At 71.0% G+C, this 5687-nt stretch carries 5 protein-coding genes and 1 pseudogene; 2 read left to right on the forward strand and 4 right to left on the reverse strand.

The genetic code is table 11. From position 1 onward, the window contains the following. A partial coding sequence (locus E1283_RS30500) for an ABC transporter ATP-binding protein (RefSeq protein WP_132821410.1) occupies positions 1 to 847 on the reverse strand: 847 nt, incomplete at its 3' end. Positions 848 to 934: 87 nt separating this feature from the next. Between E1283_RS30500 and E1283_RS30505 the strand changes: the two genes are divergently transcribed. Then, positions 935 to 1471: a GbsR/MarR family transcriptional regulator gene (locus tag E1283_RS30505; protein WP_243745214.1), complete on the forward strand. Its 537-nt coding sequence runs from the start codon at positions 935 to 937 to the stop codon at positions 1469 to 1471. Here E1283_RS30505 and E1283_RS30510 read toward each other — a convergent pair. Then, positions 1428 to 2198: a Clp protease N-terminal domain-containing protein gene (locus E1283_RS30510; protein WP_132821412.1), complete on the reverse strand. Its 771-nt coding sequence runs from the start codon at positions 2196 to 2198 to the stop codon at positions 1428 to 1430. The genes E1283_RS30505 and E1283_RS30510 overlap by 44 nt on opposite strands. A gap of 31 nt (positions 2199 to 2229) precedes the next feature. Continuing rightward, a complete protein-coding gene (locus E1283_RS30515; RefSeq protein WP_243745215.1) occupies positions 2230 to 2994 on the reverse strand; it encodes a diacylglycerol kinase family protein in 765 nt (254 codons plus the stop codon). A gap of 132 nt (positions 2995 to 3126) precedes the next feature. On the opposite strand from E1283_RS30515, the gene E1283_RS30520 reads away from it, so the two are divergent. Then, positions 3127 to 4410, forward strand: a complete 1284-nt coding sequence (locus E1283_RS30520; protein ID WP_132821413.1) for an adenylosuccinate synthase — start codon at positions 3127 to 3129, stop codon at positions 4408 to 4410. Between the two features lie 103 nt (positions 4411 to 4513). On the opposite strand, the pseudogene E1283_RS30525 reads toward E1283_RS30520, so the two are convergent. Then, positions 4514 to 5687, reverse strand: a pseudogene (locus E1283_RS30525) (hypothetical protein); the annotation flags it as partial.

Here is a 5687-nt window from a genome sequence, read left to right on the forward strand (position 1 = left end):
GGTGGGCGACGAGGCTGCGGACGCCGAAGCGGGCGAGGCGGTTGATCGTGGTGTCGAGGTGGGCGCCGTCCACGCTGAGGTGGATCTTGCCGTCCTCGACGCGGAGGTCGTGGACGCCCGGCAGCTCGTCGAGGCCGGTGGCGGGGTCGCTGGTCTCGGCCTCGATGGTGGTGCGGGTGAGGTGCCGCATGTCGCTGAGCGAGCCGGACTGCACGACGCGGCCGAGCCTGATGATGCTGACCCGGTCGCAGAGCTTCTCGACCTGGGCCAGGATGTGGCTGGAGAGCAGGACGGTCGTGCCGGCGTTCTTGGCCTCGGCGATGACGTCCTGGAAGACGACCTCCATCAGCGGGTCGAGTCCCGCGGTGGGCTCGTCGAGCAGCAGCAGGTCGGCGTGGGAGGCCAGCGCGGCGACGATGGCGACCTTCTGCCGGTTGCCCTTGGAGTAGGTGCGGCCCTTCTTGGTGGGGTCGAGGTCGAAGCGCTCGATCAGCTCGGCGGAGCGCGCCTGGTCCAGGCCGCCGCGCAGCCGGCCGAGCAGTCCGATGGCCTCGCCGCCGGTGAGGTTCGGCCAGAGCTCGACGTCGCCCGGCACGTAGGCGAGATGGCGGTGCAGCTCGACCGCGTCGTGCCAGGGGTCGCCGCCGAGCAGCTGGACGGCGCCCGCGTCCTGGCGCAGCAGCCCGAGCAGCACCCGGATGGTGGTGGACTTGCCCGCGCCGTTGGGGCCGAGGAAGCCGTGGACCTCGCCCCTGGCGACCTCCAGGTCGAGGCCGTCGAGGGCGCGGGTCCGACCGAAGGTCTTCACGAGCCCGGAGACGGTGATGGCGTTGCTTGCCGTGTTCATGGTTTTGAATCTACGGTAACTTCAGAAATGTGTGAAGTTAAGGCCCTGTCAAAGCGGCCACGTTCGGTGGGATGCGAGGATGGCCAGGTGATCGAGCAGGGTACAACGAGGCGGGACGGCGCATACGCGGACGCCGTGGCCGCCTTCGTGGAGCGGTTCGCGGCCGATCTCATCCAGGCGGGGATGCCGCGCATGCCCTCCCGGGTGTTCGCCTGCCTGATGGCCTCCCCGGAGGCCACCCTCAGCTCGGCCGAGCTGAGCGACCGGCTGCGGATCTCGCCGGCCGCCGTCTCCGGCGCGGTCCGCTATCTGGACCAGGTGCACCTGGTCAGCAGGGAGCGCGAGCCCGGCTCCCGGCGTGAGCGTTTCCGGGTGCTGCACAGCTCCTGGTACGAGGCCCTGGTCAACCGTGACGCGGTCCTGCGGCGCTGGATCGAGACCATGCGGGCCGGCCTTGACGTGGTCGGTTCCGGCACCGTGGCGGGCGACCGGCTCGCGGAGATGGCCGAGTTCATCGAGTTCCTCGACGGGCAGCTGAAGGGCATGCTGGACCGCTGGAACGAGCTGCGCGCGGCCCAGGCTATGTCGGCCGACCGCCCGTCAGGCGCTCCAGAGCCGAGGTGACGGCGGCCTCGGCCCGCGCCTTGGTCAGCCCGAGCCCGGACAGCGGTCCTGTGCCGTCCTCGTGTTCCAGCAGCGCCAGCAGCAGGTGCTCGGTGCCGATGTAGTTGTGGCCGAGCCGCAGCGCCTCGCGGAAGGTCAGCTCCAGCGCCTTCCGGCCGCCCGCGTCGAACGGGATCAGGTCGGGCGCCTGCTCGACGGCCGGCGGCAGGGTCGCGGTGGCGGCCTCGGTGACCGCGTCCAGTGTCACGCCGCCGCCCGTGATCACCTTGGCGGCCAGGCTGTCCTCGTCGCTCGCCAGGGCGATCACCAGGTGCCCGGCGGTGATCTCGGTCCTGCGGCCCTCGCGTGCCAGGGTCTGCGCGGTGACCAGGGTGTTCCTGGCCCGGGGCGTGTAGCGCTCGAAGCCCTGGTTCAGGTCGGCGGAGTCCTTGGGGACGAAGCGCTTCTGCGCCGCCTGCCGCGTCACGCCCATGCTGCGGCCGATGTCGGTCCAGGAGGCGCCGGAGCGCCTGGCCTGGTCGACGAAGTGGCCGATGAGGTGGTCGGCCACCTCGCCGAGGTGGTCGGCGGCGATCACCGCGTCGGAGAGCTGGTCGAGCGGCTCGGGGTGGACCTTCTTGATGGCCCCGATCAGCTCGTCGAGGCTGATCCGCGGGGCCGCAGGGGTGCTTTCGGAGGTGCCTGCGGAGGTGCCTGCGGAGGTGCCTTCAAGGGTGGGTTCGGTCATGCGTCAACCGTAGGTTGACACCTCCGGGCTGTCAACCCAAGGTTGCGCTTCGAGGCTTCGGTACCGTCAGCCGCAGCGCGCCCGGCCGCACCGTCCACGTCCGCGTCCTGGTCGGCCCCAGGTCCAACGCGTTCGCCCGGTAGCTGAACGCCGCCCCCGGCGTGCCGGAGACCGTCACCGAGGTGGCCCGCGCGCTGGTGTCCGAGCCGTCGGGGCAGTGCCGCACCACCACCTCGGCCAGGCCGTTCGCCGCCCGCACCGACACCTCCGACACCGGCCGGTCCACGTCGGCGAGCAGCCGGCCGTCCGCCTCCACCCGTAGCCGCTGCCGCACCGGATGCTTCGCCCGCCACCACAGTGCCGCCCCCGGGCCGCGCCGCGGCGCCGGGATGCCGAGGGCGCCTAACACCACGTCCCCGGCGTCGTCCGTCAGCACGTCGAGCCGCCGGTCCGCGCCGGACAACACCGCCCGGGAGGCCGCCACCGCGTCCGTCGGGACTCCGAGTGCCCGCGCCACCGCCACCGAGGGCCCCGGCCCCACCGGCACCACCCCCAGCGGGCTCGCCGCCAGCTCACCGCGACTGTGCAGCACCCCCACCGCGCGCAGCAGGGCGCGATCGTCCCCGACGATCACCACCCGCCGGTCGCCGCGCTTGAGCAGGGCGTGCGTCATGCCCTGCGACCGGTCGAGCACACACACCTTGGCCCCGCTCGCGCCCGCGCACAGCACGTCCCTGGCGATCCGCACCGATTCCCCATCCGTCTGGCGGGCCGTCGGGTCGATGACGATGAGCACCTGACTGTTCGCCTCCCGGCTGCGTCTCCCGTAAGCTCTCTGTGCAAGAGCCCCTGTCGCGATTGCGCCAGGGGTTTCGTCGATCCGGGGCAGCCTTTGCGTAGATGCCCCGCTCGGAAGGGGTGTACGCCTGTGCCCGCACTTGTGCTGCTTGGTGCTCAGTGGGGTGACGAAGGCAAAGGCAAGGCCACCGATCTGCTCGGCGGTTCGGTGGACTACGTCGTGCGCTACCAGGGTGGCAACAACGCCGGCCACACCGTCGTGGTGGACGACCAGAAGTACGCCCTTCACCTGCTGCCATCCGGGATCCTCTCCCCTGGCTGCGTTCCGGTCATCGGCAACGGGGTCGTGGTCGACCCCAAGGTGCTGCTCGACGAGCTGGGAGGTCTCGCCGCGCGCGGCGTCGACACGTCCCGCCTGCTGATCAGCGGCAACGCCCATTTGATCACGCCGTACCACACCACTCTCGACAAGGTCTCGGAACGCTTCCTCGGCAAGCGGAAGATCGGCACCACCGGGCGCGGCATCGGCCCCACCTACGCGGACAAGATCAACCGGCAGGGCATCCGGGTTCAGGACCTGTTCGATGAATCGATCCTGCAGCAGAAGGTGGAGGCGGCGCTGGACCAGAAGAACCAGCTGCTCGCCAAGTTGTACAACCGCCGCGCCATCGCCGTGGACCAGGTCGTCGACGAACTCCTCGGCTACGCGGACCGGCTGCGGCCCTATGTGTGCGACACCGTGCTGCTGCTCAACCAGGCCATCGACGACGGCCGGGTGGTGCTCTTCGAGGGCGGCCAGGGCACCCTGCTCGACGTCGACCACGGCACCTATCCGTTCGTCACCTCCTCCAACCCCACCGCCGGCGGCGCCTGCACCGGTGCCGGGGTCGGGCCGACGAAGATCAGTCGGGTCATCGGCATCCTGAAGGCGTACACCACCCGGGTCGGTGCCGGCCCCTTCCCCACCGAGCTGTTGGACGACGACGGGGAGGCGCTGCGCCGCATCGGCGGCGAGTTCGGCGTCACCACCGGGCGCAACCGGCGTTGCGGCTGGTTCGACGCGGTGATCGCCCGCTATGCCACCCGGGTCAACGGCCTCACCGACTTCTTCCTCACCAAGCTGGACGTGCTCACCGGCTGGGAGCGCATCCCGGTCTGCGTGGCCTACGAGATCGACGGCCGGCGGGTCGAGGAACTCCCCTACAACCAGACCGACTTCCACCACGCCAAGCCGGTCTACGAGTACCTGCCGGGCTGGAGCGAGGACATCACCAAGGCCCGCTCCCTGGAGGACCTGCCGGCCAACGCCCGTGGCTACGTGCGGGCCCTGGAGGAGATGTCGGGTGCCCCGATCTCGGCGATCGGCGTCGGCCCGGGGCGCGACGAGACGATCCAGATCAACCCGTTCCTGTAGGCCGTCACCTGGCGGGGAACGCCGAAGGGCCGGGTGGTGATCCGATCGGATCACCACCCGGCCCTTCGGCTCGTCGGGGTCACCCCCGACGAGTCCTGACGTCTCAGCCGTTGTCGTTCTGCGCCGTGAACTCCGCGCTGTCCGAGCCGAGTCGGAAGAACTGGATCTGCGAGGGCTTGCCGCCGTTCGTCTCGGGCCAGCTGATCCGGTAGGACGGCAGCGCGTCGCAGTCGCCCGAGAGCACCGAGCCGGGGCCGACGTAGATCGTGGTCTCCTGGAGGCCGCCGTTCATCATCGGCTGGGACCAGGAGCAGCTGTTGTCGGCGTTGGTGACCGTCAGCGCCAGGTCACCCGGGTACGAGGTCGTCTCCGGGTCGAACCGCAGGTCGCTGCTGCTGAAGGTCTCGGTGAAGATCGCGTACGGCATGCCGTCCGAGCCCACGTCCTGCTGCGACGGGGACAGATCCGCCGACCACCGGCCGCTCTCCCAGTGCAGGGTGGTGCCCTGCATCGTGATCGTCTGCTCGCCGAACGGGTTGCAGGTGGCGCCGGTCGGGAAGGTGGACGTGACGCCCGAGCCGGTGACCTGCATGCCGTTGTTGGACGACACCAGCGTGGAGCCCTCCACGCACATCACCGAGTCGAGCAGGCTGTACTCCGTGACGACCGCCTGGCCGGCGGTGCCGTCCTCGATCTCGAGCCGCAGCATGAACGCGCCGTCGTCGCCGGTCACCTCGCCCACCCAGGCGCCCGCGTAGCCGGGCGGCACCGTCGCGTTGGGGTCGGGCGCCGTGGAGTCGGACTCGCTGCCCTCCCTGGTGGGCTCGGTGGTCGGCTGCGACTGGTCGTCCTCGGTCGAGTTGTTCCCGCCGTTGCCCCCGCCGCCGTCGCTGTTGCCGTCGGCCTGGTTGTTGTTGTCGTCGTCGCCGCTCCCGACGGCGAAGATGGCGATGCCGGCGGCCAGGGCGACGGCGACGATCGCGGCGACCACGATCCACACCGTGTTGTTGTTGCGCTTGCCGGGACCGCCCGGGCCGACCGGGTAGCCGGTGCCGTAGGGACCCTGCGGGCCGCCCATGTCGTGCTGTTGCGGATAGCCGTAGCCGGGCGCGGCCTGCTGCGGGTAGCCGTACGGCGGGGCGCCGGGGGGCTGCTGGCCGGGCGGCTGGTTGAAGCCGGGCGGCGGCACGGCCGACGTCATGGTCGCCATCGCGTTCACGTTCCCGCCGTTCGGCGGCAGCGGGCTGGGCGGCGGGGTGGCCGGCGCGAACGTGGTG

This window comes from Streptomyces hainanensis (assembly GCF_004348415.1).
GTDB classification, from domain to species: Bacteria; Actinomycetota; Actinomycetes; order Streptomycetales; family Streptomycetaceae; genus Streptomyces; species Streptomyces hainanensis.